Source organism: Ruegeria sp. BB1, from assembly GCF_056539465.1.
Map to the genome: position 1 here is coordinate 182,155 of NZ_JBQFVB010000005.1, position 25,877 is coordinate 208,031.

General features: G+C 57.9%; 26 protein-coding genes. 15 read left to right on the forward strand and 11 right to left on the reverse strand.

What is annotated here, in order from left to right:
- Positions 1-109 precede the first annotated feature (109 nt).
- From ACR0AL_RS13465 to ACR0AL_RS13475, 3 genes are all read left to right on the forward strand, one after another.
- Positions 110-1,768 carry an NAD+ synthase gene (locus tag ACR0AL_RS13465; RefSeq protein WP_170350558.1) on the forward strand — a complete coding sequence of 553 codons (1,659 nt, stop codon included), beginning with the start codon at positions 110-112 and terminating at the stop codon, positions 1,766-1,768.
- Between the two features lie 314 nt (positions 1,769-2,082).
- Complete coding sequence (locus tag ACR0AL_RS13470) at positions 2,083-2,316, forward strand: hypothetical protein (RefSeq protein ID WP_170350557.1); 234 nt, start codon at positions 2,083-2,085, stop codon at positions 2,314-2,316.
- A 160-nt stretch (positions 2,317-2,476) separates the two neighbouring features.
- Positions 2,477-3,805, forward strand: coding sequence for an NAD(P)/FAD-dependent oxidoreductase (locus tag ACR0AL_RS13475; protein ID WP_480663368.1), 1,329 nt, complete (start codon positions 2,477-2,479; stop codon positions 3,803-3,805).
- A 3-nt stretch (positions 3,806-3,808) separates the two neighbouring features.
- Here the strand turns inward: ACR0AL_RS13475 and ACR0AL_RS13480 are convergent, their stop codons facing one another.
- Positions 3,809-4,741, reverse strand: coding sequence for an MBL fold metallo-hydrolase (locus ACR0AL_RS13480; RefSeq protein ID WP_480663370.1), 933 nt, complete (start codon positions 4,739-4,741; stop codon positions 3,809-3,811).
- Between the two features lie 116 nt (positions 4,742-4,857).
- On the opposite strand from ACR0AL_RS13480, the gene ACR0AL_RS13485 reads away from it, so the two are divergent.
- Positions 4,858-5,292, forward strand: coding sequence for a DUF1801 domain-containing protein (locus tag ACR0AL_RS13485; protein ID WP_170412782.1), 435 nt, complete (start codon positions 4,858-4,860; stop codon positions 5,290-5,292).
- A gap of 60 nt (positions 5,293-5,352) precedes the next feature.
- On the forward strand, positions 5,353-6,678 hold the full coding sequence (gene gltX, locus ACR0AL_RS13490) for a glutamate--tRNA ligase (RefSeq protein ID WP_170350553.1): 1,326 nt from the start codon (positions 5,353-5,355) through the stop codon (positions 6,676-6,678).
- Positions 6,679-6,704: 26 nt separating this feature from the next.
- On the opposite strand, the gene ACR0AL_RS13495 is transcribed toward gltX, so the two are convergent.
- The gene (locus tag ACR0AL_RS13495) at positions 6,705-7,316 is read right to left on the reverse strand and encodes a gamma-glutamylcyclotransferase family protein (protein ID WP_480663372.1); all 612 of its coding nucleotides are present in this window, start codon (positions 7,314-7,316) and stop codon (positions 6,705-6,707) included.
- A gap of 94 nt (positions 7,317-7,410) precedes the next feature.
- On the opposite strand from ACR0AL_RS13495, the gene ACR0AL_RS13500 reads away from it, so the two are divergent.
- Positions 7,411-7,857, forward strand: a complete 447-nt coding sequence (locus tag ACR0AL_RS13500; protein ID WP_170350551.1) for an RrF2 family transcriptional regulator — start codon at positions 7,411-7,413, stop codon at positions 7,855-7,857.
- 2 nt (positions 7,858-7,859) lie between these two features.
- Here ACR0AL_RS13500 and ACR0AL_RS13505 read toward each other — a convergent pair whose 3' ends face one another.
- Together ACR0AL_RS13505 and ACR0AL_RS13510 are read right to left on the reverse strand one after the other, a co-directional pair.
- Positions 7,860-10,388, reverse strand: coding sequence for an ABC transporter permease (locus ACR0AL_RS13505; RefSeq protein WP_480663374.1), 2,529 nt, complete (start codon positions 10,386-10,388; stop codon positions 7,860-7,862).
- Positions 10,385-11,080, reverse strand: a complete 696-nt coding sequence (locus ACR0AL_RS13510; protein WP_480638762.1) for an ABC transporter ATP-binding protein — start codon at positions 11,078-11,080, stop codon at positions 10,385-10,387. The genes ACR0AL_RS13505 and ACR0AL_RS13510 overlap by 4 nt, the downstream gene beginning before the upstream one ends.
- 26 nt (positions 11,081-11,106) lie before the next feature.
- Here ACR0AL_RS13510 and ACR0AL_RS13515 point away from each other — a divergent pair, with 26 nt between their 5' ends.
- Positions 11,107-11,766 (forward strand): arylesterase, encoded by a 660-nt coding sequence (locus tag ACR0AL_RS13515; protein WP_480663376.1) that lies wholly within the window; start codon positions 11,107-11,109, stop codon positions 11,764-11,766.
- Here ACR0AL_RS13515 and ACR0AL_RS13520 read toward each other — a convergent pair whose 3' ends face one another.
- From ACR0AL_RS13520 to ettA, 5 genes are all read right to left on the reverse strand, one after another.
- Positions 11,767-12,327: a L,D-transpeptidase gene (locus tag ACR0AL_RS13520; RefSeq protein ID WP_170350548.1), complete on the reverse strand. Its 561-nt coding sequence runs from the start codon at positions 12,325-12,327 to the stop codon at positions 11,767-11,769.
- A 191-nt stretch (positions 12,328-12,518) separates the two neighbouring features.
- Positions 12,519-12,725 (reverse strand): cold-shock protein, encoded by a 207-nt coding sequence (locus ACR0AL_RS13525; RefSeq protein WP_170350547.1) that lies wholly within the window; start codon positions 12,723-12,725, stop codon positions 12,519-12,521.
- Between the two features lie 210 nt (positions 12,726-12,935).
- Complete coding sequence (locus ACR0AL_RS13530) at positions 12,936-13,748, reverse strand: sulfotransferase family protein (protein ID WP_480663378.1); 813 nt, start codon at positions 13,746-13,748, stop codon at positions 12,936-12,938.
- Between the two features lie 89 nt (positions 13,749-13,837).
- A complete protein-coding gene (locus tag ACR0AL_RS13535; protein WP_170350545.1) occupies positions 13,838-14,584 on the reverse strand; it encodes a hypothetical protein in 747 nt (248 codons plus the stop codon).
- Complete coding sequence (gene ettA, locus ACR0AL_RS13540; RefSeq protein ID WP_170327107.1) at positions 14,581-16,248, reverse strand: energy-dependent translational throttle protein EttA; 1,668 nt, start codon at positions 16,246-16,248, stop codon at positions 14,581-14,583. Before ettA ends, ACR0AL_RS13535 begins: the two co-directional genes overlap by 4 nt.
- A 135-nt stretch (positions 16,249-16,383) precedes the next feature.
- On the opposite strand from ettA, the gene ACR0AL_RS13545 reads away from it, so the two are divergent.
- The 3 genes from ACR0AL_RS13545 to dacB all read left to right on the forward strand — a co-directional run bounded on the left by ACR0AL_RS13545 (position 16,384) and on the right by dacB (position 19,052).
- Complete coding sequence (locus ACR0AL_RS13545; protein ID WP_480663380.1) at positions 16,384-16,854, forward strand: MOSC domain-containing protein; 471 nt, start codon at positions 16,384-16,386, stop codon at positions 16,852-16,854.
- Between the two features lie 32 nt (positions 16,855-16,886).
- Positions 16,887-17,507 (forward strand): nicotinate-nucleotide adenylyltransferase, encoded by a 621-nt coding sequence (locus ACR0AL_RS13550; RefSeq protein WP_480663382.1) that lies wholly within the window; start codon positions 16,887-16,889, stop codon positions 17,505-17,507.
- 66 nt (positions 17,508-17,573) lie between these two features.
- On the forward strand, positions 17,574-19,052 hold the full coding sequence (dacB, locus tag ACR0AL_RS13555; protein ID WP_480663384.1) for a D-alanyl-D-alanine carboxypeptidase/D-alanyl-D-alanine endopeptidase: 1,479 nt from the start codon (positions 17,574-17,576) through the stop codon (positions 19,050-19,052).
- Between the two features lie 2 nt (positions 19,053-19,054).
- Here the strand turns inward: dacB and ACR0AL_RS13560 are convergent, their stop codons facing one another.
- Both ACR0AL_RS13560 and ACR0AL_RS13565 read right to left on the reverse strand, forming a co-directional pair.
- A complete protein-coding gene (locus tag ACR0AL_RS13560; protein WP_170350540.1) occupies positions 19,055-19,477 on the reverse strand; it encodes a tellurite resistance TerB family protein in 423 nt (140 codons plus the stop codon).
- Positions 19,478-19,558: 81 nt separating this feature from the next.
- A complete protein-coding gene (locus ACR0AL_RS13565; RefSeq protein WP_368040019.1) occupies positions 19,559-20,026 on the reverse strand; it encodes an Lrp/AsnC family transcriptional regulator in 468 nt (155 codons plus the stop codon).
- Positions 20,027-20,135: 109 nt separating this feature from the next.
- Between ACR0AL_RS13565 and phhA the strand changes: the two genes are divergently transcribed.
- From phhA to ACR0AL_RS13590, 5 genes are all read left to right on the forward strand, one after another.
- Positions 20,136-20,936 carry a phenylalanine 4-monooxygenase gene (phhA, locus tag ACR0AL_RS13570; RefSeq protein ID WP_170350539.1) on the forward strand — a complete coding sequence of 267 codons (801 nt, stop codon included), beginning with the start codon at positions 20,136-20,138 and terminating at the stop codon, positions 20,934-20,936.
- Between the two features lie 7 nt (positions 20,937-20,943).
- Positions 20,944-21,297 carry a 4a-hydroxytetrahydrobiopterin dehydratase gene (locus ACR0AL_RS13575; RefSeq protein WP_170350538.1) on the forward strand — a complete coding sequence of 118 codons (354 nt, stop codon included), beginning with the start codon at positions 20,944-20,946 and terminating at the stop codon, positions 21,295-21,297.
- A 124-nt stretch (positions 21,298-21,421) separates the two neighbouring features.
- Complete coding sequence (locus tag ACR0AL_RS13580; RefSeq protein ID WP_170350537.1) at positions 21,422-22,996, forward strand: lysine--tRNA ligase; 1,575 nt, start codon at positions 21,422-21,424, stop codon at positions 22,994-22,996.
- Between the two features lie 48 nt (positions 22,997-23,044).
- Positions 23,045-23,446, forward strand: coding sequence for a DUF4864 domain-containing protein (locus ACR0AL_RS13585; protein ID WP_170350536.1), 402 nt, complete (start codon positions 23,045-23,047; stop codon positions 23,444-23,446).
- A 134-nt stretch (positions 23,447-23,580) separates the two neighbouring features.
- On the forward strand, positions 23,581-25,869 hold the full coding sequence (locus ACR0AL_RS13590) for a glycosyl hydrolase family 28-related protein (protein WP_480663386.1): 2,289 nt from the start codon (positions 23,581-23,583) through the stop codon (positions 25,867-25,869).
- The last annotated feature ends 8 nt before the right edge of the window (positions 25,870-25,877 follow it).

The window sequence follows — 25,877 nt, forward strand, 5'->3', positions numbered from 1 at the left end:
AAAACTAAGGTACCGGTGGGGGCAGAGCAACGGGTTTTGCCGCATTTGCCTTTTACTTGCGCAATGATCTGCTAAATGGCTGTAAGACTGACGAGGGCAAGAGGGCACAATGGCCGACCGTTTCCGTATCACTCTGGCGCAACTCAATCCCACTGTGGGGGATATCGACGGTAACGCTGCCAAGGCGTTGGCCGCGTGGAAGCAGGGGCGCGAGGCCGGGGCCGATCTGGTGGCGTTCCCCGAGATGTTCATCACCGGCTACAACACGCAGGACCTGGTGATGAAGCCTGCGTTCCACCGGGCGGCGATGGCGGCGGTCGTGGATCTGGCCAAACAATGCGCCGATGGCCCTGCGGTGGCGATTGGCGGACCTTGGGCAGAAGATGGCAATCTTTTCAATGCGTACCTGATCCTCAAGAACGGGCGGATCAGCAGCAAGTCGTTGAAACATCATTTGCCCAATGAAACCGTGTTCGACGAAGTGCGCCTGTACGATGCCGGGCCTTTGGGCGGGCCTTATGCGGTTGGCAACACCCGCATCGGCAGCCCGATCTGCGAAGACAGCTGGCATCCGGACGTGGCCGAAACGCTTGAGGAAACCGGGGCCGAGTTTCTGCTGATCCCCAATGGTTCGCCGTATTTCCGCAACAAATACGACGTGCGCCTGAACCATATGGTGGCCCGCGTGGTCGAGACTGGCCTGCCGCTGATCTATCTGAACATGGTTGGCGGTCAGGACGATCAGGTATTCGACGGGGCCACGTTTGGCCTGAACCCGGGCGGAGAGCTGGCGTTTCGGATGCCTGTCTTTGACGAGGCCGTGACGCAGATCGATCTGGAGCGTGGCGATGATGGCTGGCGCATCGTGCCCGCAGAAATCGTGCCGCAGCCCGACGAATGGGAGCAGGACTATCGCACCATGGTGCAATCCTTGCGCGACTATATGGGCAAGACCGGGTTCAAAAAAGCGCTGCTGGGTTTGTCGGGCGGCGTTGATTCTGCCTTGGTCGCGGCTATCGCAGTGGATGCCATTGGCGCTGAGAATGTTCGCTGTGTGATGCTGCCTTCGGAATACACCAGTCAGGCGTCATTGGACGATGCCGAAGCCGTCGCCAAGGCGATGGGCGTTCACTATGACTATGTGCCGATCTCGGACAGCAGGGCAGCCGTGACCGAGACCTTGGCCCCGCTGTTTACTGGGCGTGATGCGGATTTGACCGAAGAGAACATCCAATCCCGCTTGCGCGGATTGCTGTTGATGGCGATCTCGAACAAGTTTGGTGAGATGCTTTTGACCACAGGCAACAAATCCGAGGTCGCGGTGGGATATGCCACCATCTACGGCGACATGAACGGCGGCTATAACCCGATCAAGGATTTGTACAAAACCCGTGTGTTCGAGACCTGCCGCTGGCGCAATGCAAACCACCGCGACTGGATGATGGGGCCCGCAGGTGTGGTGATCCGCCCTTCGGTCATCGACAAACCGCCCAGTGCCGAGCTGCGTGAGGACCAAAAGGACAGCGACAGCCTGCCCGACTATCCGGTTTTGGATGCCATTCTGGATATTCTGGTCGATCGTGAGGGCTCGATCGCCGATTGTGTCGCTGCCGGATTTGACGAGGCTGATGCGCGGCGGGTCGAGCATCTGATCTATATCAGCGAATACAAACGCTTTCAGTCCGCCCCCGGAACTCGGTTGACACATCGGGCTTTCTGGCTGGATCGCCGCTATCCGATTGTGAATCGCTGGCGGGACAAAGGCTGAACTGCTCTGGAACCAATTAAGGAAAAAATGATTGTCTCCTTCGCTAGGCTAGTTTGCCCAGAGAGGTGAGCATTGTTTCAAATTTTCCGATAACACTCTAATTTTCCAGCCTCTCTTGGAATGGATGGCTTGAAATTGAGACATTTTTTTGCCACATTTTAGCTTAATTCACGCCCCATCTGGGGCGGTGTGACCTTATTTCGAAAGTATCGAATTGTGGCGCACTTGGTATTGGATGTCTGAGTTAACGATTTGGTGTTATTATGTATGAGGGATATGACAAACCGCTTCACCCGCCGTTGAGGTACAAATCAATGGAGTCCGAGGCGCGGGTTCTGGACGAAGCTAAGTTGGATTCTGCCATCGCGGATCTTCTTCGCGAGGATGAGCCCGAAGACCCCGAGCCTGAGGTGAAATCCACAAAAGCGCCGGCCGTCTTTCCTGAACTGCCTCAACAGGCCGAGATGGATGAAGAGGTCGAGACGAAAGACAGCGGGTTGGGGGCGACCCTGCGCCAGAAATTGGCAGAGTTGCGCGGCGCGGCTTAATTTCCAGGTGAATCCGGACGGAATGGCGCGTGTTTTCTCGCGCCTATTGGCGTGTTCGCCACAACTTTTGAAAATCATCACCCCTGCGGCACAAGACACGTTGCCTGTGCGCTCGCTCTGGGCCTTCATGGCGGTTCGAGCCATGAAATAAGAGCGGTTGATGCCCGGCCCCAAGCCAACCCCCTTCGAACCTGATTTGCACTTGCCCAAAACCGTGGATGTCGTTGTCATTGGCGGCGGCATAATCGGCGCGTCCACCGCGTTGGAACTGTCTGAACGCGGTGCTTCGGTGCTGCTGTGTGAAAAGGGGCAGATCGCGGGCGAGCAAAGCTCGCGCAACTGGGGATGGGTGCGTCTGGGTATGCGCGACCCGCGGGAAATCCCGTTGATGGTCGAGGCGCTGCACCTGTGGCAAGGGCTGGATCAGCGGACCGGCCGCAAGACAGGTTATACCCGTGCAGGCATCCTGTTTGGCGCCTCGGGCAAACGCAGCAGCGGAAATCTGGAACGCTGGCTACGCCATGTCGACGGGTTGCAAACCGGTGCCAGATTGGTGGCCGGGGGTGAGTTGGACGCGATGCTGCCCGGTACTGCAGCGGATTTTGATTGCGCCCTTTTTATGCCGCAAGACGGTCGGGCCGAGCCGCAATGGGCCGCACCCGCCATCGCCGAGACGGCGCGGGACCGTGGGGCGGTGCTGATGACCAATTGCGCAGTGCGCAGTGTCGATCTTAGGGATGGCCGCGTTTCTGGTGTGTTCACCGAGCGTGGTCGGGTGGCATGTAACTATGTGGTTCTGGCCGGTGGTGCGTGGTCACGTCTGTTTGCCGGGAATGCCGGGATTGATCTGCCGCAACTGAAGGTACTGAACACGGTTTTGCGCACGTCACCTGTCGAGGGTCCTGAAACAGCGCTTTGGGCGGATGAATTCGCAATGCGAAAGCGTGCCGATGGCGGCTATAGCATCGCGTCCGGTCGTGAGAATACGGTTGATATCGTGCCCGATAGCTTTCGTCTGGGTCGACAGTTCCTACCTGCCTTTAAACAGGAATGGCGGTCTTTGCGCTTTCGATTGTCGGGCCGCTGGCGCACCGAGGCGCAGCAGGATCAGACCTGGCTGCCAACCGATGTGACGCCATTCGAAAAATGCCGTGTGCTGGACCCCGAGCCGTCGTCAAAAGTGTTGCGCAAGGCATGGGCCAAAGCACGCAATGCGTTTCCGGCGCTTGAACAGGCCGAGATTGTACAAAGCTGGGCGGGGATGATCGATGTAACACCGGATGCGGTGCCGGTAATCTCGGGGGTGGATGAGATGGCGGGAATGTATATTGCAACCGGTTTTTCCGGTCACGGGTTTGGTATTGGCCCCGCAGCAGGTCGTCTGATGGCTGACCTGGTCGCCGAAACCACGCCTTGCGTCGATCCGGCCGCTTTTCGCCTGTCCCGTTTCACGGATGGCTCAGTAGTGCGGCCGGACCCTGGATACTAGGGCTTAGCCCATCATCTGATAGCTGACCGGGACAAAGCGGAACCCGTCACCGCGCGTTTCGACAAAGCCAGCCGCCGGGAACGGCATGTGATAGCCGATCATAGGCACCTTGTCGGCGGCCAGCATGCCCAGCACATTGCGCCGGGATGCAGTGGCTGCCGCCTTGTCCATGTCAAAGCGCACCTCCCATTCCGGGTGGGCAAAAGACCAGACATAGTGATTGGCCAAATCAGCGGTCAGCACCAGACGTTGCCCGTTGCTTTCCAAGTGGTAAACCGTGTGACCCGGAGTATGCCCATAGGCTGCGACTGCGGTGATGCCCGACGCGACCTCGCCCCCGTCTTCGACAAAGGTCATCTTTTCGGCCAGCGGTGTCACTTTGGCTGCGACCAGATCGCCAACGCGGTTGCCTGCGTCTTGCGCGGCCCAGAAATCATATTCAGGCGATGCAGTGACATAACGCGCATTCGGGAAGGTCGGCGAGTCGTTCGTGGTCATGCCGCCGATATGGTCGGGATGCATATGGGTGATCACAACGGTATTGATCTGATCTGGCGTCACGCCCGCATCCGCCAGCGCGGCCTGAATGCCGCCCTGACCCAGGCCAGTGTCGAACAGAACCAGCTCAGACCCGGTATTGACCAGTGTTGGGGTAAAAAAGAACTGCGCCACCTCGGGCGAGATGAAGTTGTCGGCTGAGACCTTGGCGAAATCCTCGTCCGAAGCGCCGCCGCCAAAGATATCCTTGGCGCCGTCACGGGGCAGGCTACCGTCCAACAATGTGGTGACGGTGAAGTCGCCCAACTTAAAGGATTTGGCGATGGTTGAATTGGCCTTGGTCTCGGTTCCGGCGGCCAAAACCGGAGCGGCGGCGGATGCGAATGGCAATGCTGCTGCGGCTCCCATGGCCGCGCGGCGAGTCAATTTGATGGTCATTTTCGATCTCCCTGTCAGAATATCAGGATGTTAGGTAGGGCGGAGAGGGTCACTTGCCACTCTATACACCCAAGACATGGGCTGTGTGGTTGAACATTACGTGTTAAATTTTGTTCATGGCGCGATCTGTAAACAAAACCGTCCCCACAGGGCAAAGCGTTGAGAGTTTCCTTTCGGCGGTACAGCCAACGCGAAAAGCCGAGGAGGCACGGGTACTGGATGCAGTATTCCGCGACGCGACGGGATTTGCACCTGTTATGTGGGGGCCGTCGATGATCGGGTACGGGCGATACCATTACCGATATAAATCTGGGCGCGAGGGTGATTTTCTGGCCACCGGGTTTTCCCCACGTAAATCTGCGCTGTCGATCTATATCATGCCCGGTTATGCGGATTTCGGGGATATCCTGACGCGCCTGGGCAAACACAAACTGGGCAAGTCCTGCCTCTATGTGAACAAGCTGGCGGATATTGATCTGGACGTTCTGTCCGAGCTGATCCGAGCCGGGTTGAAGGACCTTGATCAGCACTGGCCGGTACAGCCGACCTGAACGCCTCTGCTGGACAATTGGCCCATCCTGTGACATGAGCCGCGCCAACAGGAGAACTCCATGACCACCACCCGTTTTGCCCCGTCGCCCACCGGTTATATCCATGTGGGCAACCTGCGCACCGCCCTGATGAACTATCTGATCGCCCGCAAGGCAGGCGGTACGTTTATCCTACGTATCGACGACACCGATCCCGAGCGTTCGAAAGAAGAATATGTCGATGCGATCAAGCAGGATCTGGAATGGTTGGGCCTGCATTGGGACCGGGTCGAGCGTCAGTCCGAACGGCTGGACCGCTATGCCGAAGCTGCGGACAAACTGCGTGAGATGGGCCGGTTTTATGAGGCGTTTGAAACGCCGACCGAGCTGGACCTGAAGCGCAAGAAACAGCTGAACATGGGCAAGCCGCCAGTTTATGACCGCGCCGCGCTGAACCTTTCTGAGGCTGAGAAAGACGCGTTGCGGGCCGAGCGTGGTAATGGTGTCTGGCGGTTCAAGCTGGATCATGAGCGGATCGAATGGACCGATGGTATTCTGGGCGACATCTCAATCGATGCGGCCTCGGTGTCTGACCCGGTGCTGATCCGGGGGGACGGTCAGGTTCTGTATACGATCGCGTCAGTGGTGGATGACACTGAGATGGGCGTTACTGACGTTGTGCGCGGCTCGGACCACGTGACCAACACCGCGACGCAGATTCAGATCATCGAGGCACTGGGCGGCACTTGCCCGCGCTTTGCGCACCACTCGCTGCTGACCGGCCCGCAGGGTGAGGCTTTGTCCAAGCGTCTGGGCACGCTGGCCCTGCGCGATCTGCGTGAACAGGGTGTGCAACCAATGGCTCTGCTGAGCCTGATGGCGCGTCTGGGCTCGTCCGATCCGGTTGAGTTGCGTTCGGACATGGCTGAACTGATCGAAGGATTTGATGTAAACCGTTTCGGGGCTGCACCAACCAAGTTCGACGTGCAGGACCTGTTCCCGCTGACGGCGAAGCACCTGCAATCGCTGCCGCTGGCCGATGTGGCCGACGCCGTTGCCGACGCAGGCGTTCCAGCCGACTTGGCCGAGCCGTTCTGGTCGATGGCGCGCGAAAACATCACCACCCTGGCCGATCTGAAAGGCTGGTGGGAGCTGTGCCGCGACGGGGCTGAACCCTTGATCGCGGATGAGGACCGTGAGTTTATCGCCGAAGCCGTTGCGCTGCTACCCGAAGGGCCTTTCGATGGTGAAACATGGGGCGCATGGACCAAGGCGGTGAAAGAGGCCACCGGCCGCAAGGGCAAGGGCCTTTTCATGCCGCTGCGCAAGGCGCTGACCGGCATGGAGCGGGGCCCGGAAATGGCGACCTTGCTGCCGTTGCTGCAGGTGATCCGCGCGCGCGGATGAATGTACCTGATCCGGTATTAATCAGCCTAGAACACGAATGAGGCAGGCAAACCGCCTGCCTTTTTTTGTTGGCCGGTCTGCAGCACTTGTGCCGAAACCTGTTGCAAACGATCATCCACCAATTCGGTCTCTGCCGGTTTTAGTTGCTGATGGCGCGGATACCGAGGTTCTGCGCGATCATTCAGGATTGGCGCGTCCCAACCATCGGTGGTTGCAAAAAACCGATCCACTCCATCGGTTCCGAAGGCACGCAGATAACCCTGCACAACCACGTCAATATAACTTAGCAGCAGCGGGTGGTGGTTGCTGGGTGCGGTATGACGGTCATGCGGCACCGCATACACGGCAATTTCAACGTCATGGGTCAGAGGGTGTGTCACCGCCTGGGTGGCAGGCACCCGATCATAAGCCCATTCCCGTTCATCCAGCGCCGCCCAGTCGTTTTTCGGGACATGAGCTATCATCCCCTCAATCTCACAATCCGGGTCCGGCACTGCGGTCAGAAAGGCCACCGGGCGCAGATCGGTATGGCGCCAGGCGCGCCGCCATCCCTTTAACCGGGCCGGGTGCGGATCGGGGAAATCATGGGTCGAAAGGTTCACAAGGCTGCCATAGCCAAAGAAATAGGGGTCCGCCATGCGCCGTCATATCCTTTGAAGCGATTGATGTATGTCAAACCGCTTTTTTGCCAGACATGCAATAAGGTCCCACCTTGAAATTTGGGAGGCCAACATGCGGATTACCAAACGGACAAACATAGCAGTGCGCCTTTTGATGTATTGTGCGGCGCATCAGGATCGATTGGTGACAAAGGCCGAGATTGCGGATGTGTGCAATATCTCGGAAAACCATCTGGCACAGGTGATCAATCAATTGAGCCAGCTAAATTACCTGAGCACCCAGCGCGGTCGCAATGGCGGTATGTCTCTGGCGCGCCCAGCTGACGAAATTCGCGTCGGGTCGGTTTTTCGCCATGTCGAGGGCGCTTTGCCGATCGCCGAGTGTTTTGCCGATGCTGACAATACTTGTCCGCTGACCGATGCGTGTCGCTTGCGGGTGGCGCTTAGCGACGCTGCCGAGGTTTTCTATGCCTCGCTGGACGAGATCACGCTGGATGCGCTGGTCTGTGACAACGAACAGCTTTTGCAAATCCTGCAACCGGTGGCCTGCGTGCGCTGATCCTAGTCAGCGGCGCGCAGAATGCTGGCCGGGCGTACCGCCAGTGGGCGCAGGGCAAAGACCAGACCTGCGCCCAGTGTCACAAGGATTCCAGCCAGCACGATACCCAGGGCTGAACTCCAGATGACCGTGAACCCGGTGTCAAAGATGTATGTGGCCACGGCCCAACCTCCTAATATCCCGGTCAGCAGGGCGACACATCCGGCGGCCCCGCCCAGCAAGATCGAACGCAGCGCAAAGCTGAGCAAAATGCGCCGCCGGTCTGCGCCCAATGTCTTGAGGATCGCAGATTCGTAGCGGCGCGCGGTTTCGCCTGCTGCGGCGGCCCCGATCAGGACCAAGAAACCGGTCAGCAAAGACACACCCGCTCCATAGGAGGTCGCCGCCGCCAGCCCGGCCAGCAGGCCCGAGACACGATCAATCGCATCACGCACCCGGATCGCGGTGATGTTCGGATATTGCCCGGCCAGATCGCGCAGAATGGCAGCCTCGGCCTGTTCTTCGGCATAGACGGTAGCGATAAAGCTGTGTGGGGCTCCGGCCAGCGCCGAAGGGTTCATCGACATGATAAAGCCGATGCCGGCGGTTGAAAAATCGACCTCGCGTAGTGAGGTGATTTCGGCAGTGATGTCCCGGCCAAGGATATTTACGGTCAACTCGTCGCCTAGGGACAGGCCCATTTCCTCGGCCTCTTCTGCCGCGAAACTGACCTGCGGTGAACCGGAATAGTCATCCGGCCACCATTCGCCTGCCGTGACGCGGGTGTTTTGTGGCCGAGCGGCGGAATAGGTCACGCCCCGATCACCGTCTAGAACCCAGTGGTCGCCAGCTACCTCACGGGCAGGGCGGCCGTTGATCTGGGTGATGATCCCCCGCAGCATCGGTGCGCTTTCAACACGGGTGACAGCCGGGTCAGCGTTCAGCCGTTCGGTAAAACCGGGCATCTGGTCTTTTTGGATGTCGACGAAGAAATAGGATGGCGCCACGTCCGGCAAATTGCCTGCGATTGCATTGCGCAGGGTTCCGTCAATCTGGCCAACGGCGGCCAGTACCGAAAGCCCCAGCCCCAAGGACAGCACGACCGACGCAGCCCCTTCGCGCGGGTCCGAGATGGCCGATAAGGCCCATCGCAGGGCCGGGCGACCACGTGCTGGTTTGGCACCGAAACGGGCAAACTTGCGGATTGCCAAAGCCGACAGAGACAGCACAAGCAGCGCGCCGACCAGTCCTCCGCTGGTCCAGAGTGTCAGACGTGCCGAACCGCTGAACCAGGATGCTGATGCGACCAGCAGGACCAGCCCGATGCCAGTCGCCAGGATGAATACCGGGCGCGGGAGGGTGCGGGCCGAAGACAACGCATCGCGGAACAGGGTCGCGGCACGCACTTCTTCGGTGCGGGCCAGCGGCCAGAGGGTGAACAGGAAGGCTGTCAGAACCCCGTATAGCGCGGCCTCGGCCAGCGGACGGGTATAAAGCGAGAAGACCGCCGGGACAGGTAATTGGCTTTCGATCAGCGGGGCCAGTAGCAGGGGAAGTAGCCCACCCAATGTTATGCCTATAAGGATGCCAATACCGGACAATACACCGATCTGGATCATGTAGGTTTGCAAAATCGTCGCGCGATCCGCCCCTAAAGTGCGCAGCGTGGCGATGGTTTCGGTCTTTTGCCTCAGATAGGCCCGGACGGCGGCAGAGACGCCGATACCGCCAACCGCCAGACCCGACAGTCCCACAAGAACCAGAAAGGCGCTGAGGCGGGCGACGAATTCCGCGATCCCCGGAGCGCCATTGCGGGCATCGGTCCAGCGCATACCGGTACTGTCGAAACTTTGCTGTGCTGTGGTGGACAAGGCCGCAAGGTCAGTATCGGGTGGCAAAGCCAGCCGGTATTTGGTGGAAAACAACGTCCCCGGCGCCAAAAGGCCCGACGCCTGTAAATCTTCGGTTCGTACCAAAGTACGCGGCCCCAATCCGAACCCGTCGGCAGCCCCGTCCGGCTCGTGAATCAGGGCGGCGGTCAGGGCAAACTCTTGCGTACCAAGGGCAAAGCGGTCTCCGACGGACAGACCTAACCGATCCATCAGCACCGGATCCATGACCGCTCCGGGCAGGTTCTGATCACCATCCAGAGCGGCGGATAGCGTTTGGTCAGGGTCCAGCACGGGTGTGCCCAACAACGGATAAGCTGCATCCACCGATTTCACCTGGGTGAGCGCGCGCTGGGCTTCCTCGCCTTGCTGGACTACGGCCATCGAGCGGAAGTCGACCACCTCAGACACAGCCGTTGCGGTCTGTTCCATCCAGTCACGCTCATCCTCATTGGCGAAGCGGTAGGTGAATTCCAATTGGGCGTGTCCACCCAGAAGCGCAGCGCCTTCCTGGGCAAGTCCCGTCTGGATGGCCTGACGCACCGATCCAACGGCGGCGATGGCGGCAACACCCAACGCAAGACAGGCCAGAAACACCCGAAAACCGCGCAGGCCGCCGCGCAGTTCGCGCCGGGCCAGACGGCCAGCCAGCCGCAGGCTCATTCCGCGGCCTCTTGCTGAACGTCTTCGGCAATCGTTCCGTCTCGCAACCGCACGACCCTGTCGCACTTGCGCGCCAGACTGTGGCTGTGCGTGACCAGAACCAGTGTTGCACCGTGTTTGTCACGCAGACCAAACAGAAGATCGACAATGGCGGCACCAGTTGCATCGTCCAGATTTCCCGTGGGTTCATCCGCCAGCAATATCTGCGGTCGCGGGGCCGACGCCCGGGCCAGCGCCACCCGTTGTTGTTCACCCCCCGACAATTGCGCCGGGTAATGATCGCGCCGATGGGACAGGCCGACCGCTTCCAGTTCGGCCTCGGCGCTGTCGAACGCATCCCTGTGGCCGGCCAGTTCCAGCGGCGTGGCCACGTTTTCCAGCGCGGTCATGGTCGGGATAAGGTGGAAGTTCTGAAACACCACCCCCATCGTGTCCCGCCGAAAACGGGCCAAGGCGTCTTCGTCCATTTCTGTCAGATCGTTGCCAAGGGCGGTGATCTTGCCCGCCGTCGCCAGTTCCAGCCCGCCCATCAGCATCAACAACGAGGATTTGCCCGACCCGGAGGGCCCCACCAGACCCAGTGTCTCACCTTTGGCCACGGTCAGGGAGATGTCATGCAGGATATTGACCCGCCCGGCATTGCCATCCAGCGACAAAGCGGCATTTTGGAGCGAAAGAACAGGTGTCGTCATAGGTCTTTCCAAATGAAGGCGGTCAAATGGGATATGGAGCGGTTCTGATGGTGCGCAAGGCTTTGTTGTCGGTGATATTTGTCTGCTGCGGTTTTGCAACCACAGCTGAACAGGTCGTAATCGCAGCCTTAGGCGATTCCCTGACACAAGGCTATGGGTTGCCGGAAGAGGACGGGTTTGTACCGCAGTTGGACCGGTGGTTGAGGGCACAAGGCGCGGATGTACGCCTGATCAACGCCGGTGTATCCGGCGATACCACAGCCGGAGGCGCCGCGCGCGTGGGCTGGACTTTGACGCCGGACGTGGATGGTATGATCGTGGCGCTGGGCGGTAATGATCTGCTGCGGGGGATCGATCCGGCAGTGTCGCGCAGTAATCTTGAGGCAATTGTAAAAGTGGCAGACAGCTCGGAGGTCGATATCCTGCTGGTCGGCATGCAAGCGCCGGGGAATTATGGGGCGGATTACAAAGAAGCGTTTGACGCGATCTATCCCGACTTGGCGACTGCGTATGAAACGGGTTATGTGCCCAGTTTCTTTGCTGGGCTGACAGCCGGGGGCGATCCGGGCGCCGCCCGCAACTACATGCAATCAGATGGCATTCATCCGAACGCCGCAGGTGTGACCTTGATCGTTGAGAACCTAGGTCCTTACGTGTTGGAGCTTGTGAACGCCACGCGGCAGTGATCAGACGACAGTGACCACGGTGCCGATGGGCACACGTTCATACAGATCGACCACATGTGAATTCAGCATGCGAATACAGCCGTTGGATGCTGCCCGCCCAATGGTTTGCGGCTGCGTGGTGCCGTGAATGCGGAAATAGGTATCGACACCGTTCTGGAACAAATAAAGCGCCCGCGCCCCCAATGGATTGTCGCCTCCACCAGGTTGGACATAGTCATTGTCCTTGAACTTGGCATAGGTGACGGGTTCGCGTTCGATCATCTCATCAGTCGGGCGCCAGGTCGGCCACTCCTTCTTGACGTCGATCGTGGCGGTGCCGGTGAATTCCAACCCCGCTTTACCCACCCCGCACCCATAGCGGACCGCCTTGCGCGGTTCGGTAACGTAGTAGAGGTAGAAGGACCGGGGAACGACAAGCAACTGACCCGGCAAAAACTCTTTCTTGATCCGTACGTATTGCGGCGTGGGATCGTATTCGACAGCTTTTTGCTTTGCGATTGCAACACCGGGCAAAAGGCTGGTGGCAGCAGTTGCTGTCAGGAAAGTACGGCGCGTGAACATGGCAGCTCTCTTCAACAAAACACAAAATTCTTGACCCTAATGTCGGAATGATAGCCGATCTGGTCAATCGCCGGAGAGAAGTAACCTGTTTGTGATGTATTCGCCGGGACACACTTGCGGATGATGGTCAAACGCAAAAGTGGTCGTCCAGTAAGGAAAAGGGCAGAGAAATGCTCTGCCCTTTCATTGACTTACGCCAACTGAATGTCGTCGGCGCTTTCGCGGCCGTCACGACCCGAGCGCAGCTCGTACGTGACTTTCTGATTGTCGGCCAGGCCGGTCAGACCCGAACGCTCGACAGCTGAGATGTGTACGAAGATGTCTTTGCCGCCATCTTCGGGTGCGATAAAGCCATAGCCTTTGGTGGTGTTGAACCATTTTACGGTGCCTGCGGGCATATCCGTTGTCTCCTGTTTAGTGCTGCCCACGGTGTTGCGGCAGCCCGGCGTCGTTGTCTGTATCGATAGACTGAGCGCCGTAGAAGGAGACAGTAGGTCGAAATAGAAAAACGTGTGCCCGTCAGATATGGCATTTGCACAAGCGCAGGGCAAGAGAGTGCTGAAGGCGATATCCTTCAGTAGGCAATTGGCCGTTCGGTTAAGGGCGAGTCAAATCTTGTAAATCTTGCTTTCCTCAGGAAACATTGTTCGGATCGCCTTCAGACTTTGGTCTGACAGAACAACGGGTCGTTGATCACTTGCGGCCTTTCCAACCCCATCCGATTGATTAACGTGTGGAAGCGCCTTTTGTTTGTTCTTGGCGCTGGAAAGTGGCTTAAGTCTGCGAGACCGCCAAGCCTCGGACAAAGCTGGGAATCTACGATTTTCCAGCTTGCTGGTTAGCCACCTGTTCAGTTTCTCAGTGTTTTCAAGCTGAAACACGTTTTTGACGTGGTTGACACCTGCGCGGTCGATGGCATGTGCTTCTAGGCTGAGCGGGGAAAGATTCTGGGTCGAAATCCATTTGGGCGCAAGTTCCTGCCAGGCAGGGTTCATGCCAACTTTGCCGAATTGAATCCATTCTTCAAAGTCGATTGTCGAGTTTTCATTCCAATCGGATTGATAGTTGTAGAGACAATCAGCATCAGGTCGAAAAAACCGATAATATGACCAGAGCATATCAACCGGATTACGGATGGTCATGAAATAGGTCAGCTTTGGGTGATCCGGGTACAACTCTGCCAGCTTTGCTTTGACATAGGGCGCCGTATCATGCGGGTGAAAATGCTCGACCGTTTTGGCCACATCGACAGCAAAATCACCGTCATCCTTTGAAAGAAAAGGGCCCAGATGTCTGCGGATTGATGTGGAACCACAGCGTGGCTTGGATATGAAAACAAGCCCCTTTGAGAAAAGCACTCTCACAAATATTGTCCTTTTGTTACTCGTCTGCTGCGGCTGCGATGTGACCAACAGTTGCAACCTGACCCACTTTTTTCTAATTGCCAAGCTGGTCTGACCTGGGTGATGCATCGTCGAACATCCAGTCAGGGTGCTTTGATCTGCGGTCTTCAGTTGGAAATCGGTAGTTCTTCGACAGTCATTCGGTATTGTTTGGACGCAACAAAACACCGTGGCAGGTGTTCGATCACGTCGTCGATCGGATCGTAAACAAGATCGGCTGCAGCTTTGAGTTCTGCCGGAATGTCCTTTGGCACACGCTCGCGCCGTTCAGGGGGCCTGAAGTCCAATCCAGTAAAGCGCGAGATGGTTTCCTGATATTCCCAAAGCGCGTCATAGTGAACGCACAGAACAGGCACGTCTTCATATGTCACCCATTCCTTGATCTGCCGCGCCTGCTGCAGCACATCACGCTGAAACAGTTCGTCATAGGTACCGGTGGCATGCAGGTGATGAAAATGCAGGTCGATCCAATCTGCACCGTATCTGTCCAGCGCGGAATAGACGGAAAACGCGGAATCCTTAGCAGACCCAAAACAAAAAACGACCCGAGTGTTCTCGGGCCATGAAGAGAGGGGCTGAGGGTAATCGTGTGTCTTGTACACGCACGGCGCGTGAAATGTAGCGTCGTCCAGCCGGGCGATGAAGTTCGATTTTTTCGCAGCTTCCCTATCAACGTCCCTTAGCGAATCCGCAAGGGCCAGAAAGGTCATTGTGCTACCTGACCGGCCATTGCTGGCGACGATGACGCAATTTTCCGGCGCGTTTTGCGGGATGCGCTTCAAACGCCGGGGGGCCAGCCTTTTGCGTACGCTGCGCATCCATTTGTCTATACGTGCTTCGATGAAACCGTTCATCGCGCAAACTTTTTGTGCTTCAACCGCTTGGGCTCCAGCGCATCTGGTCCCAAACGACGCTTCTTGTCCTCTTCGTAATCTTCGAAGTTGCCCTCGAACCATTCCACATGGGCATCACCTTCGAAGGCCAGTATATGCGTACAGATACGGTCCAGGAAGAAACGGTCGTGGCTGATGACCACCGCGCAGCCGGCGAAATCGACCAAGGCGTCTTCCAGCGCGCGCAGGGTTTCGACATCCAGATCGTTGGTCGGTTCGTCGAGCAGCAGGACGTTGCCACCCTCTTTCAACAGACGGGCCATGTGGACGCGGTTGCGCTCACCCCCGGACAGCAGCGAGACTTTCTTCTGCTGGTCGCCGCCCTTGAAGTTGAAGGACGAGCAATAGGCGCGGGAATTGACCTGCGCGTCGCCCAACTGGATGATCTCGGCACCGCCGGTGATCGCCTCCCACACGGTGTCGTTGTCTTTCAGGTCGTCGCGGGACTGGTCGACATAAGACAGCTCAACCGTGTCGCCTAGCGTGATGGTGCCGCTGTCGGGCTGTTCCTGACCGGTGAGCATCTTGAACAGGGTCGATTTACCGGCGCCGTTGGGGCCGATGACGCCGACAATGCCGCCGGGGGGCAGGGCAAAGTCCAGACCTTCGATCAGTTGCTTGTCGCCCATGTGTTTCGACAGGCCTTCGACCTCGATAACCTTGCCACCAAGGCGCTGGCCGTTGGGGATGACGATCTGGGCGCGGGTCAGCTTTTCGCGTTCGGACTGTTCAGCCAGCTCGTTATAGGCGTTGATCCGGGCCTTGGATTTGGCCTGACGGGCCTTCTGGCCCTGACGCATCCATTCCAGCTCGCGCTGCAGGGTTTTCTGCTTGGACTTGTCTTCGCGCGCTTCTTGCTCCAACCGTTTGGCCTTTTGTTCCAGCCACGCGGAATAGTTGCCTTCGTAAGGAATGCCGCGGCCACGGTCGAGTTCGAGAATCCAGCCGGTGATATCATCCAGAAAATACCGGTCGTGGGTGACGATCAGAATGGTGCCCTTGTAGTCGATCAGGTGCTGTTGCAGCCATGCGATTGTCTCGGCGTCCAAGTGGTTGGTCGGTTCGTCGAGCAGCAGCATGTCGGGCGCTTCGAGCAGCAGTTTGCAGAGCGCCACGCGGCGTTTCTCACCACCGGAAAGGTTGGCGATGTTGGCGTCGTCCGGCGGGCAGCGCAGTGCCTCCATCGACACGTCGATCTGGCTGTCGAGATCCCACAAGTTTTCCGCATCGATCGCGTCTTGCAGGGTGGTCATTTCCTCCATCAGCTCGTCCGAGTAATTCTCGGCGATCTCCATGGCGATCTCGTTAAACCGGTCGACTTTGGCCTTTTTCGCAGCCACGCCCAGCATGACATTTTCGCGGACTGACAGCGATTCATCCAACTGCGGTTCCTGCGGCAGGTAGCCAACCTTGGCGCCCTCAGCCGCCCAAGCCTCACCAGTGAAATCGGTGTCGAGGCCGGCCATGATCTTCATCAGCGTCGATTTACCCGCGCCATTGACGCCGACAACACCGATTTTCACGCCAGGCAGAAAGCTCAGGTGGATGTTTTCAAAGCACTTCTTGCCACCGGGATAGGTCTTTGAGACACCCTGCATGTGGTAGACATATTGATAGGCGGCCATGTCGCGTCCTTTGGGTCGGGGAAATTGGGTTGAAACGCTAGATATCTAAGCGGGGCGGGCGGGGCAAGCTGGTGGTTTTGTGAATTTCTAATGGCGTCGAATTTAGTTAGATCTATTCGCTGAGTGGGAGCTAAAATGTCGAATTTGGCGGAATTGATAGCTGGCTGGGCCAAGCCGGGTTGTGTCGATTGGATTGGATTGCGACCTGAGCGCTGCAAAGAAATGCGCGCGGTTGATAATATTATGATTTCAGCCGACGGCCTAGAGGGCGACCGGAGTCGCGCTGGCAAAAGGGCTGTGACTCTGATCCAGCAAGAACATCTGGCGGCGATTGGTTCCTACTTGGGGCAAGGGCCGATTGCCGCCGACATCCTACGGCGCAACTTGGTCGTGTCGGGGATTAATCTGGCGGCGCTCAAGGGGCGTGAGGTGCAGGTTGGCGGGGCTATTTTGCGTTTTACAGTCATCTGCGCGCCTTGCAGCCGGATGGAGGAGGCGCTGGGCAAGGGCGGCTATTCCGCCGTGCGTGGGCATGGGGGATGGTGCGCCGAGGTCATCAGGTCCGGACGGGTCCGGCTGGGCGATCTGGTGCAACCGGTTGATTGACAAGCCGCTTCAGTTCTGAACATCAGCAAAGGATGTTGCGAAGCGCTATTCCATATGCACGGCCCGGGCAGGTCGTTGGTCTGTTCGGCGGGTCTTTTGATCCACCGCATCGCGGCCACGTGCATGTCTCGCTTGAAGCGATGAAGGCGTTTGGGCTGGATCGGGTTTGGTGGCTGGTGTCTCCGGGCAATCCGTTAAAGGCGCGTGGACCTGCCCCGCTACAGCGGCGCATCAAGGCTGCGCGGGACGTCATGCAGCACCCCAAGGTCGAGGTGACGGATATCGAGGCGCTGACCGGGACGCGGGCGACGGCGGATACGCTGGCGGCCTTGCAAAAACTTTATCCGCAGGTGCGGTTTGTCTGGCTGATGGGCGCGGACAATCTGGCGCAGTTTCATCACTGGAAGGATTGGCGGCTGATTATGGACAGCGTGCCGGTGGGGGTTGTCGCACGGCCGGGGGATCGGATCTCGGCACGGATGTCGCCTGCGGCGCGGCTTTACGCTCGATATCGCATTGACGGCCAAGCGCGGCATTTGCTGGGGCGTGCGCAGGCACCGGCGTGGTGTTTCGTGAATGTACCGATGGTCGATGTCAGCTCGACCGAGATTCGCACACGCGGTGGCTGGGATGGAGGGGTGTTGCCTGAATAGCCCCCATGCGGGCATAATCACATTCAGTGGTTGTTTGCCTGTGATCTCTGGGATTTTAATTGACCCATGGTTGATCGTATTTCGCGTCGTTTGTTTCTTGCGGGCCTTGGGGCCTCTATTGCGTCGGGCTCAGCGTTGGCCGACGCGCCTGTTCAATCCTTGCGACCGCAACTGCGGGGGGACCTGCCCAGCGGGGCAGAGCGCCTTATCCAGTCCGCCGGGTTGCGCGGGGAGGTTGTGTTTGCAGTCTCTGATGCAGAGACCGGTATGCAGGTTGAGGCGTTTGGCGGCGATCAGGGCCTGCCGCCCGCCAGTGTCGCCAAAGCACTGACCGCGCTTTATGCGCTGGATGTTCTGGGCGCGGATTATCGGTTTGAAACCGCGTTGATGGCGGATGGGCCGATTGAGAATGGCGTGTTGGATGGTGACCTGATCCTTGTTGGTGGCGGCGACCCGTTGCTGGACACAGATGATCTGGCCACGATGGCCGCCAATCTGCGCGAGGCCGGAATCACCGAGGTGCGCGGGGCGTTCATGGTCTATGACGGAGCGTTGCCCTATGTGTTCAGCATTGACCCCGGGCAGCCGGATCATCTGGGTTATAGCCCGGCCATCAGCGGCATCTCACTCAATTTCAATCGCGTCCATTTCGAATGGAAGCGCGCTGGTGCCAGTTATGACGTGAGTATGGATGCGCGCACCGCCCGATATACTCCGTCTGTGGATATGGCGTCGATGCAGGTCGAAAAGCGCAGTTTGCCGATATACACCTATCAGCCAAGTGCGCGGCAGGATCGCTGGACCGTTGCCCGCGGTGCGCTGGGCAATGGTGGCGCGCGTTGGCTGCCCGTTCGCAAACCTGCGCTTTATGCGGGGGATGTTTTCCGGACTCTGGCGCGGGCAAATGGCATTGTGCTGGGGCGCGTACAGATCACGCGGCAGACCTCGCAGGGCACTGTTTTGGTGGTGCATCAGAGTGATCCGCTGGAAAGTATTCTGCGCGGTATGCTCAAATATTCGACCAACATAACGGCCGAATTGGTCGGTATGATGGCTTCGAAAGCCCGTGGGGCAAATATGCAAAGCCTCGCCGATTCCGCCGCTGAAATGAATCGCTGGGCGGTCGAGACCTATGGTGTGACCGGGATTGCGATGGTGGATCATTCGGGGCTTGGCGATGCGTCCCGCGTGGCACCCGCGGATTTGGTTACCGCGCTGGTGGCGGCGCGCAAGGACGGCGCGCTGCGGCCCTTGCTCAAGAAATTTACCCTGGCGGACCGTAAGGGACGGCCGGTCAAGGATCACCCGATCAAAGTAGACGCAAAGACCGGGACGCTGAATTTCGTGTCGGGATTGGGCGGCTTCATAACTGCACCGGATGGCTCTGAATTGGCCTTTGCCATCTTTACCGCTGACGTTGATCACCGCGCGACCATTCCCCGTGCGCTGCGCGAGCGTCCGGAAGGCGCGCGCAGCTGGAACAACAGGTCGCGCAAGCTGCAACGCGCGTTGATCGAACGTTGGGGGTCGTTACAGGGCAGCTAGGATCAGGTCGTGTGGCGCGCCCGTGCGCCACGCTCGATCGCTGCGGCGTGCAGACGGTCAATGCTCAACTCGTAGCGGATTTCTTCCAGCAGGCGCAGTTCGGTTTCCGCAAGCGACCCGTCCGCAGCGGCCACATCGCAAGCCAGCGCATAGGCCGTTTCATTCAGCCGCTCGGGAAGGTTATCGCGGATCAGGCCGAAAAGTGCATCCAGCCCGTCCTCTTGCTCGAACAGGTCGAACACCGTCTGAGATACACGGCGCGTGCGGTCGATATCGTATTCGGCAAAGACAGGTAACATGTTGACGGCGCCTTCGATCTTGACCAGCTCGGCCGTGCGAATGGTTTCATCCGATGCAGAGACCGCGACCATGATCGCAACCAGGCAATCCTGTGGGGACATCGGGTGGGGTACTTGTTCGGTCATGGTGTCGTCCTGATTGGGCTTTTTGCGCTCGCACGATAGGAGGGCTGGCGGGCAGGTTCAACGGATTTTGCCCCTGACCGATCAGAGAATGGGCAACGGGCCGCGTGTTTTGGTCTGGCGCAGCACAAAATTGCTGCGCGTGTCGCGGACAAGGCCGGATTTCAGCAGCCGTTGCATGATGAAATGTTCAAGGTCCTCGGGCGTCTTGGCATAAACCTTTAGGATAAAGTCGTGGTCTCCGGTGATTGAGGCGCATTCGACGATTTGCGGCTCGGTTTCGACCAATCGCAGGAATGAGTTGATGCTGTCCTCTTGGTGATCGCGCAATGCGACGTGAACATAGGCAATGGCGTCCAGCCCGACCGATTTGGCCCGCACCTGCGCAATGTAGCCTGATACCACCCCGGATGCCTCAAGATCGCGTACGCGCCGCCAACATTGCGAGGCGGAAAGACCGGTTCGGTCGGCAAGGTCTTGCATAGACAGGCGGCCATTGGTCTGCAGCTCTTGCAGGATGGCGATATCAGCAGGTTGGATGGTTTGTTTCACAAATTGTCACCTTTCGATAAATATTTGCCAAAATAATCAGAAACCATCGATTGTCCAAATCAAAACCTTCAAGTCGCGTGGCTATACTTTTCCTGCGGAGGGAATGCAGATGCCAAAGTCGACCAAATACATCGCCAAAGTGGCCGATGAACGCGGCCATATCGCCTATACAGAAGAAGAGGACGCCGTTTGGGCTGACCTCTATGCTGCGCAAGCAGAGAACGTGCAGCGTTTTATGGCGCGAGACTATCTTGAAGGGTTGGAAAGGCTGGACTTGCCAATGACCCGCGTGCCTTCATGCGCGGATATCTCGGAACGGCTGTTGGACATGACCGGCTGGCGGGTTCAGCCTGTGCCAGCGCTTATCGGGTTCAAGACATTCTTTGGCATGCTGGCAGATAAGGTGTTTCCCGCTGCGTCCTTTATTCGGTCACGCGAGGATTTCGATTACATTGAGGAACCGGATATTTTTCATGAAATTTTCGGTCATACCCCGCTGCTGAGCGATCCACGCTTTGCGGCGTTCAGCCATGCCATCGGCAAGGCAGGCGTGCAGGCTGATGACAAGGACTATGCCTGGCTGATCCGACTGTATTGGTTTTCGATCGAATTTGGGTTGCGTCGTCAGGATGGTGTGATCAAGGCGTTGGGGTCGGGGTTGGCGTCCTCGCCGACAGAGCTTGTCTATGCCGTCGAAAGCGACATTCCTGATCGGGATCCGTTCGATGTGCTGACGATCCTGCGCACGCCTTATCGGATCGATATGCATCAGATGGGCTATTTCGTGCTAAACTCACCCGAGGAACTTTTTGCCGCCGCCGACCGCGATTTGCTGGCAGACGTGCGGCAGGCACAATCCCTGGGATTGTTGCCAAACAAGTTCCCGGAAAAGGCAACCGCAGCGGAGTGAACGGATCATGACACTAACAGGAGAAACCTGCAGCCTATCGGACCGAACCTGTGTGCCCTGTTCAGGTGGCGTTCCAGCTTTGACGCGGGATGAGGCGAACACGCACATGGCGGAGCTTTCGCCCGATTGGAATTTGGACGCTGATGCGAAAGAACTGAGCCGTCACTACAAGTTCAAAGGGTTCGCCAAGGCGACCTATCTGGCCAATCTTTGCGCGTGGCTCGCCGATCAGCAGGGGCACCACCCGGATGTCACCTTTGGCTGGGGTTATGTGGATGTCAGACTGACCACGCATGAAATTGGTGGTCTAAGCGAGAATGATTTCATCTGGGCGGCCAAACTGGACCAGTTGACCATATAGATCAGCCTTCCATACAGGAAAAAACCAGCGCTTTATTGACTCATGCTGCACCGGCACAATAGGAGGGTCCGGTCGGTTGCATGGGGTGACCGGCGCTGTTTTTCCCGATGGAGCTTGTCTAAAAATGTCTGAACTGCGTGAAACCGCGATTGCGTCCAAGGCCTGGCCTTTCGAAGAGGCGCGCCGGGTGCTCAAACGCTATCAGAAAGCGGCTCCGGAAAAGGGATACGTGCTGTTTCAGACCGGCTATGGCCCGTCGGGTCTGCCGCATATCGGTACATTTGGCGAGGTTGCACGGACCTCGATGGTCCGTCACGCCTTTGAACAAATCAGTGACATCCCGACTAAGCTGATCTGTTTCTCGGACGACATGGACGGTTTCCGCAAGGTGCCGACCAACGTGCCGATGCAGGAAGAGCTGAAAGAAGACCTGCATCTGCCGCTGACCAAGGTGCGCGATCCGTTTGGCACCCATGCCGGGTTTGCCCAGCACAACAATGCGATGCTGTGCGATTTCCTGGACAGTTTCGGGTTTGAGTACGAGTTCGCCTCGGCCACGGATTACTACACCAGCGGTCGGTTTGATGAGATGCTGTTGATCGCGTTGGAGCGCTTCGACAAAATTCAAGAGATCATGCTGCCGACGCTTGGGCCGGAACGGCGCGAGACCTATTCGTGCTTCCTGCCGATCAGCCCGAAAACCGGGCACGTGCTGCAAGTGCCGACGCTGGAGCGCAATGTCGCTAAGGGCACGATCGTCTATCAGGAACCTGACGGCGAGAAGGTCGAAATCCCGGTCACTGGCGGTAACGTCAAGATGCAGTGGAAGCCGGATTGGGCGATGCGCTGGGCTGCGCTGGGTGTGGACTATGAGATGTCGGGCAAGGACCTGATCGACTCGGTCACGCAGTCCTCCAAGATTTGCCGAGCGCTGGGCCAGAAGCCTCCCGAGGCGCTGAGCTATGAGCTGTTCAACGACGAGCAGGGCCAGAAGATTTCCAAATCGAAGGGCAATGGCTTGTCGATGGACGAATGGCTGACCTATGCCGCGCCTGAAAGCCTGTCGTACTTCATGTATCAGAAACCGAAAACGGCCAAGCGGCTGTATTTTGACGTAATCCCGAAGGCAGTGGATGAGTATCATCAACAGCTGCGAGCCTATCCGGGGCAGGAGCTGAAGGCGCAGTTGAACAACCCCGTCTGGCATATCCATGGTGGTGATGTTCCTGCATCCACACTGATGGTGCCGTTTGCGATGTTGTTGAACCTGGCATCCGTTTCGGGGGCTGAGGATAAAGAGGCACTGTGGGGCTTTATCCGCCGCTATGCGCCTGAGGCGACGGCTGAAACGCATCCGGATCTGGATCAGGCGGCTGGCTTTGCCGTGCGCTATTTCAACGATTTCGTCAAACCAACACGTCAGCACCGCGCCCCGACGGATCAGGAACGCGAAGCGTTGGAGGCACTGAAAACTGCGTTGGAAGCTTATGATGGCCCCATTGAGGATGAAGCGCTGCAATCGGTTGTTTATTCGATCGGGCGAGAGCGGTTCGATCCCATGCGCGGGTGGTTTACTGCGCTGTATGAAGTGTTGTTGGGTGCCTCGCAGGGCCCACGTTTTGGCGGCTTTATCGCGCTGTACGGCGTGCCGGAAACGATCGCGCTGATCGATAAGGCGTTGACGGGTGAGCTGGTCTGATTTGACCTGATACCGCGTGGGGCTACTCTTTCAACAGGAGGTGGCCCCATGCGTCGAATACTGCTTGCACTATCCCTCAGCGCCGGTTTGGCCTCGGGCGCGTTTGCCCAAAGCGCCGAGATCGAGAAAAACATCGCGGCGCAGATTAAGGCGTTTGAGGCTGATGATTTTGCCACCGCCTTTACCTTTGCCAGCCCCAATATCCAGCAACTGTTTCAAACGCCCGAGAATTTCGGCGTCATGGTAAGGCGCGGCTATCCGATGGTCTGGCGTCCGGCGGAGGTTCGTTTTCTGGAATTGCGCGAGGTGGCCGGGGCGCTGTGGCAAAAAGTCATGATCACTGATGACGCTGGCAAGGTGCATATCCTGGACTATCAGATGGTGCAGATGGACAACGGTTGGAAGATCAATGGCGTGCAATTGCTGGGCAATTCTGATCCGGCAGCTTGATGCAACACCACCGTCACGGTGATATGAGCGACGGTTAATCCCTTTTCGGTACTCAGGCTTTTGCGTTCGGGGCGTGTGTCTCCGGGCACTGGGTTTATGCGCGCTGATGCGGCGCGATTGGGAAAGGGATTTCTATGAACAAGGCAATCACCGACGGTATCGTGTTCACGCCGCCTGCTTTCGCAAATGGTTTGAATGTGTGGTCCAGCGGCGACGGGACGCCCGGCTCGCCTACCTATGACGGATCTGGCACCGGCGCATTTGTTCCGGCGGATGCGGATTTTGCGGGCTGTCTGGAAATCCTGAAAGTCAGCACCACCCAGCGCCTGCGTTACATGGGGCAGACGCCGTTGCTGCCGGGCTGTTACCTGCAAATCAAGGCTCGGGTCAAAGCCATCAGCGGCCCGCTGCCCGAGGTACGTATCGCCGGATGGGCTGGCGGTACCGGGGATGTTCAGGTTACCGGTGTGGTCGAGCAAGGCCCGGCCACGCAGCTTTCGGGCTATGGCACTGTGCACGAGATCACGGCCATTGTCGGCACCGGTCAACGCCCTGGCGTGGATATGCCATGGGGTGTACAAGCCCTTTACGGGCATTTCGGTCTGGATATCGACGGCGCAAATGGGGCGGTTATCCGCGTTGATGATATCGAGATTTTGGATGTCACCGGTGTGTTCCTTCGCAATCTCATCAGTCTGGTCGATGTCCGCGATTTCGGCGCGGTCGGGGATGGCGTGACGGATGACTCAGCTGCGTTTGAAGCCGCGGATCAGGCTGCGAATGGTCGTCGTATTTTCGTGCCCGAGGGGACCTATCTGCTGGCGCAAAACACGTCGGTGGCATCCGAGATCGAATTTGAAGGCACCGTAACAATGCCGGATGACAAGATGCTGCTGCTGACCAAGAATTTTGATCTGCCGACCTATATCAATGCGTTTGGTGATGAAATGCGGGCCTTTAAAAAGGCGTTTCAGGCGTTGTTGAACAATTCTGACCATGAATCGCTGGATATGGGTGGGCGCAAGGTATCGGTAACCGAGCCGATCGATATGGCCGCTGCTGTTCCGAACCGGCAAACCGGATTCTCGACGCGCCGTGTGATCCGCAACGGACAGTTCGACGTCAAAAGCAGTACGGCCTGGGATACCGAAACCTTTACATCGGTCGCGACCTACAACCCGAACGATCCCACCCGGTTGGTGAACGTGGCGAATGTGGGCAATATTCCGGTTGGTTGTCTGGTACAGGGGAGCGGGGTCGGTCGCGAGATTTACGTGCGTTCGAAGAACGACGGCGCGGGTGAAATCACGCTCAGCGCGCCGCTCTACGATGCGTCTGGTACGCAGACATTCACGTTCCTGTCCTTCAAGTACCTGCTGGATTTCAGCGGTTTCAGCACGCTGCGCAAATTTGGAATGGAACAGATCGAATTCCAATGTAACGGCCGCAGCAGCGCGATCCGTCTGGCCCCGTCAGGTAGCACCTTTGCATTGGCGAACTGTTTTGTCAGCCGCCCCAAAGATCGCGGGATCACGTCTATCGGTACCGGTTGTCAGGGCATGTTGATCGATACGTGTCAATTCCTGTCCACCGAAGAATCCTTTAACGTCCCAGACCGTTCGTCGATCGCGCTAAACGCGACAGCCAACGACGTCAAACTGCGCCACAACCGGGCCGTACGGTTCCGCCATTTTGCGGTTCTGGGTGGCACCAACAACATGATCCTCGGCAATCACTTTTTCCAGGGCGACAGCATTCCACAAGGTGTACGCAGCCCTGGATTGGTCATGATCGGCACTTACAACAGCTCGACAATCTCGGGGAACTATATCGACAATTGCTCGATCCTGTGGACCAATGAACGGGACGCAGATCCGGTTTACACAACCGGGTTTTCCTTCAGCTCGATGGCCATTACCGACAATATCTTCTATTCCAGCGAGGCCCCGGCCTGGTTCACCTATCTCATTGTTCGTCCCCATGGTGCAGGACACTTCCTGAACGGTGTGATCGTGACCGGAAATAAGTTCCGCGCAACAAGCGGTGGTATCACGCGGGTGGAACGGGTGGATACCTCATTTGCCAGTATGAACAACTTTGCGCATCGCAATGTGATGTTTGAAAACAATACCTTTCACGGCGTTGACCAAAAAGTTGCGAACCCATTGCGGGTCAAGCATAAGCAAGGAACCGCAGCGCAAGCCTGGTCCGTTCAGACAGCCGGAGAGCTGCCTTTCGGGGGCTATGCGCGTAGTTGCGACGCGGTTACGGCATTGGGAGCTTTGAGAAATACATTCGGCGCGGTGACCTATGCCACCCCCTATGTGCAGTTAGAACAAGGTGCGTCGAGAAATGCGATCAACCTGCGCTGGCCCGAGGCGGTCCGCGGAGAAGTCTCGACCCACATTCGTATGGAAAGCTGACAACTGGG

Excerpts from the sequence above, each read along its gene's own strand:
- ACR0AL_RS13525 (WP_170350547.1), bottom strand. The coding sequence starts at position 12,725 with ATGCCCGCAGGCACCGTAAAATGGTTCAACACCACCAAAGGCTATGGC.
- ACR0AL_RS13485 (WP_170412782.1), top strand. The coding sequence starts at position 4,858 with ATGGCGCGATCTGTAAACAAAACCGTCCCCACAGGGCAAAGCGTTGAG.
- ACR0AL_RS13545 (WP_480663380.1), top strand. The coding sequence starts at position 16,384 with ATGTCGAATTTGGCGGAATTGATAGCTGGCTGGGCCAAGCCGGGTTGT.
- ACR0AL_RS13510 (WP_480638762.1), bottom strand. The coding sequence starts at position 11,080 with ATGACGACACCTGTTCTTTCGCTCCAAAATGCCGCTTTGTCGCTGGAT.
- ACR0AL_RS13465 (WP_170350558.1), top strand. The coding sequence starts at position 110 with ATGGCCGACCGTTTCCGTATCACTCTGGCGCAACTCAATCCCACTGTG.
- dacB (WP_480663384.1), top strand. The coding sequence starts at position 17,574 with ATGGTTGATCGTATTTCGCGTCGTTTGTTTCTTGCGGGCCTTGGGGCC.
- ACR0AL_RS13470 (WP_170350557.1), top strand. The coding sequence starts at position 2,083 with ATGGAGTCCGAGGCGCGGGTTCTGGACGAAGCTAAGTTGGATTCTGCC.
- ACR0AL_RS13585 (WP_170350536.1), top strand. The coding sequence starts at position 23,045 with ATGCGTCGAATACTGCTTGCACTATCCCTCAGCGCCGGTTTGGCCTCG.
- ACR0AL_RS13535 (WP_170350545.1), bottom strand. The coding sequence starts at position 14,584 with ATGAACGGTTTCATCGAAGCACGTATAGACAAATGGATGCGCAGCGTA.
- ACR0AL_RS13520 (WP_170350548.1), bottom strand. The coding sequence starts at position 12,327 with ATGTTCACGCGCCGTACTTTCCTGACAGCAACTGCTGCCACCAGCCTT.
- ACR0AL_RS13505 (WP_480663374.1), bottom strand. The coding sequence starts at position 10,388 with ATGAGCCTGCGGCTGGCTGGCCGTCTGGCCCGGCGCGAACTGCGCGGC.
- ettA (WP_170327107.1), bottom strand. The coding sequence starts at position 16,248 with ATGGCCGCCTATCAATATGTCTACCACATGCAGGGTGTCTCAAAGACC.
- ACR0AL_RS13515 (WP_480663376.1), top strand. The coding sequence starts at position 11,107 with ATGGGATATGGAGCGGTTCTGATGGTGCGCAAGGCTTTGTTGTCGGTG.
- ACR0AL_RS13500 (WP_170350551.1), top strand. The coding sequence starts at position 7,411 with ATGCGGATTACCAAACGGACAAACATAGCAGTGCGCCTTTTGATGTAT.
- ACR0AL_RS13590 (WP_480663386.1), top strand. The coding sequence starts at position 23,581 with ATGAACAAGGCAATCACCGACGGTATCGTGTTCACGCCGCCTGCTTTC.
- gltX (WP_170350553.1), top strand. The coding sequence starts at position 5,353 with ATGACCACCACCCGTTTTGCCCCGTCGCCCACCGGTTATATCCATGTG.
- ACR0AL_RS13475 (WP_480663368.1), top strand. The coding sequence starts at position 2,477 with ATGCCCGGCCCCAAGCCAACCCCCTTCGAACCTGATTTGCACTTGCCC.
- ACR0AL_RS13580 (WP_170350537.1), top strand. The coding sequence starts at position 21,422 with ATGTCTGAACTGCGTGAAACCGCGATTGCGTCCAAGGCCTGGCCTTTC.
- ACR0AL_RS13560 (WP_170350540.1), bottom strand. The coding sequence starts at position 19,477 with ATGACCGAACAAGTACCCCACCCGATGTCCCCACAGGATTGCCTGGTT.
- ACR0AL_RS13495 (WP_480663372.1), bottom strand. The coding sequence starts at position 7,316 with ATGGCGGACCCCTATTTCTTTGGCTATGGCAGCCTTGTGAACCTTTCG.
- ACR0AL_RS13480 (WP_480663370.1), bottom strand. The coding sequence starts at position 4,741 with ATGACCATCAAATTGACTCGCCGCGCGGCCATGGGAGCCGCAGCAGCA.
- phhA (WP_170350539.1), top strand. The coding sequence starts at position 20,136 with ATGCCAAAGTCGACCAAATACATCGCCAAAGTGGCCGATGAACGCGGC.
- ACR0AL_RS13575 (WP_170350538.1), top strand. The coding sequence starts at position 20,944 with ATGACACTAACAGGAGAAACCTGCAGCCTATCGGACCGAACCTGTGTG.
- ACR0AL_RS13550 (WP_480663382.1), top strand. The coding sequence starts at position 16,887 with ATGTTGCGAAGCGCTATTCCATATGCACGGCCCGGGCAGGTCGTTGGT.